This is a genomic window from Pseudomonas sp. P7759, assembly GCF_013386445.1.
In the GTDB taxonomy this organism is placed as follows: domain Bacteria; phylum Pseudomonadota; class Gammaproteobacteria; order Pseudomonadales; family Pseudomonadaceae; genus Aquipseudomonas; species Aquipseudomonas azotoformans_A.
Map to the genome: position 1 here is coordinate 1 of NZ_JACART010000141.1, position 1,922 is coordinate 1,922.

The 1,922-nt window shown below is 56.9% G+C and carries 3 protein-coding genes and 1 pseudogene; 2 read left to right on the forward strand and 2 right to left on the reverse strand.

The features are described from left to right. Positions 1–335, forward strand: a 335-nt coding sequence (locus HX823_RS31695; protein ID WP_177078589.1) for an aminotransferase class I/II-fold pyridoxal phosphate-dependent enzyme, incomplete at its 5' end; no start/stop codon positions are given. Between the two features lies 1 nt (position 336). Here HX823_RS31695 and HX823_RS31700 read toward each other — a convergent pair. Both HX823_RS31700 and HX823_RS32140 read right to left on the reverse strand, forming a co-directional pair. After that, positions 337–1,074: a M10 family metallopeptidase C-terminal domain-containing protein gene (locus HX823_RS31700; RefSeq protein WP_256350352.1), complete on the reverse strand. Its 738-nt coding sequence runs from the start codon at positions 1,072–1,074 to the stop codon at positions 337–339. After that, on the reverse strand, positions 1,034–1,555 hold the full coding sequence (locus tag HX823_RS32140; protein WP_256350353.1) for a hypothetical protein: 522 nt from the start codon (positions 1,553–1,555) through the stop codon (positions 1,034–1,036). Before HX823_RS32140 ends, HX823_RS31700 begins: the two co-directional genes overlap by 41 nt. Positions 1,556–1,836: 281 nt before the next feature. Between HX823_RS32140 and HX823_RS31705 the strand changes: the two are divergent. Then, positions 1,837–1,922, forward strand: a pseudogene (locus tag HX823_RS31705) (DNA-binding response regulator); the annotation flags it as partial.

The following is a 1,922-nucleotide window of genomic DNA, read 5'->3' on the forward strand; positions in this document are numbered from 1 at the left end:
GCATGCTCAGCGAAGGCAGCTACGCCAAGCACCGCAAGCGCATGGTGCAACGCTTGATGGAGGCCGGCGGACGCGTGGAACAGTGGCTCAAGCGTTGCGGCTGCGAGCTGCCGATGGGTTACGAAGGCGGGATGTTTATCTGGGCGCGCCTGCCGCCTGGGGTCAACGGCGAACGGTTGGCCCAGGCGGCCTTAAAGCAGGGCATGGTGCTGGCGCCCGGCGCGCTGTTTGGCTACGACCCGGCGCAGCGTGACTCGATGCGTTTCAACGTGGCCCACACTGATGAACCCCAGGTGCAGCGATTGTTTGAGACGCTGTTGCGAAACGCCGGCTGAATCAACTGACGATGTCGCCCTGTTGCAGTTTGCCGTGGACCAGCAGGACGAAGGCCGGCTCGTCAGGCTTGCCGGCGATTTGCAAGGTACTCATCTGAAGTACCGGGTCATAGGTCACCACCGCCTCGCCACTGGCCCCAGAAAATGCGCTGACAAACTTCAGTGGCTTGTCGCCCAATGCCGCGCGAATCCCGGACACATCCACCCGGTCCTCGCCGCTGACGAAGTCCATGATCTGATCGGGGGCGTCGTGGGTCGACTCGCTGGTGTTTCCATAGATAAAGACGTCGTTGCCCTTGCCCCCCCACAGAAGGTCCGCACCGCCTGCACCATATAACCGGTCGTTACCCTCCCCACCTTTGAGCGTGTTGGCAGCTTCATTGCCCATCAGCAAATCGTTGCCGGAGCCGCCGACAGCATTTTCGATGGTCACCCCATAGGCAATCGAGACATTGCCCTTGAGGCCGCCGACATCCGAGAAGGTCCCTGCCCTGAGGCTGATCTGTTGGTCCTGCTTATAGCCGGAGAAGTCCAATGTATCGGTGCCGCCACCGTCCCAAATGGCAGCGACCATCTTGTCCTTGTCGGTCTTGACGCTGAGGAAATCGCGGTCGGTATTGGAGTTGAAACCGTAGGTGGTGTCGTCCTTGCGGGTTTCATGGTTGGCGCCGTATTTCTTCTGATAAGCGCTGATATCGTCAAGTTGCGGTGCCGACGCGCGGGTACCGCGGTGATTCATATAGCCGTGACGTTCGTCCAGGTAACTCATATGGGTATGGCTTTCGGAGTCTTCGATATAACCTGCTTTGCTGGTCTTTTTTATTATACAAATGGCCGTAGTTCCCGACGGTAATGTGACCTTCGCTGGTCGCCGTTTTCGGCCCCTCGGTAAACCTGACGTTGGCCACATCTGAAATGGATTGCAAACTGCGTCGGGTCTGTTCCCGTTGATTTTCCAGGATGTGGCTGAACCCGGACATATTGCGCTGTCGTCGATCCTTGTCTTTGGGCGGTTCTCGAAACTCATAGGTCACCTCATAACGACCGTCGCCGTTCTTGTCCGGCCAGCCTGAACTCCCACGCCAGAGCCTTTCTGTGGCCTCTTGAGGCGTCTTGGACGGTAATCCATTGTGCTGGATGCCGGCACCGCGATCATCTCGGTGCTGAAATTGTTCAATCGTCTGAAACGTGGTGCTGGCTCGCGAAGTAACGGCTGTCATGAATGCACTCTCACCAGGCAATAAAACCTGATCTTCTGGCCTTGAGTACCCTGTCGGATGTGCGTTTAAGCCGGGAATCCGAGCGACTCAGGCCATGTGAACCTATAGCTTTATTCCGGGTTGACGTAGGACGTCACCCCGATCCTGGCGCATCAAACCCGCAATTTTGCTTCATCGTGTATCTCCCTAACGCCAGATACACTGCAATACAAAGGGCACAAGGCAAAGGCAACGACAGTGGCTAGACTGCGCCCCAATGAGTAATTAACGAGGAAAGCAGCATGGATCATGTCGATCACATCCTGATCGTCGATGACGACCGGGAGATCCGCGAGCTGGTAGGCAACTACCTGAAGAAAAACGGCAT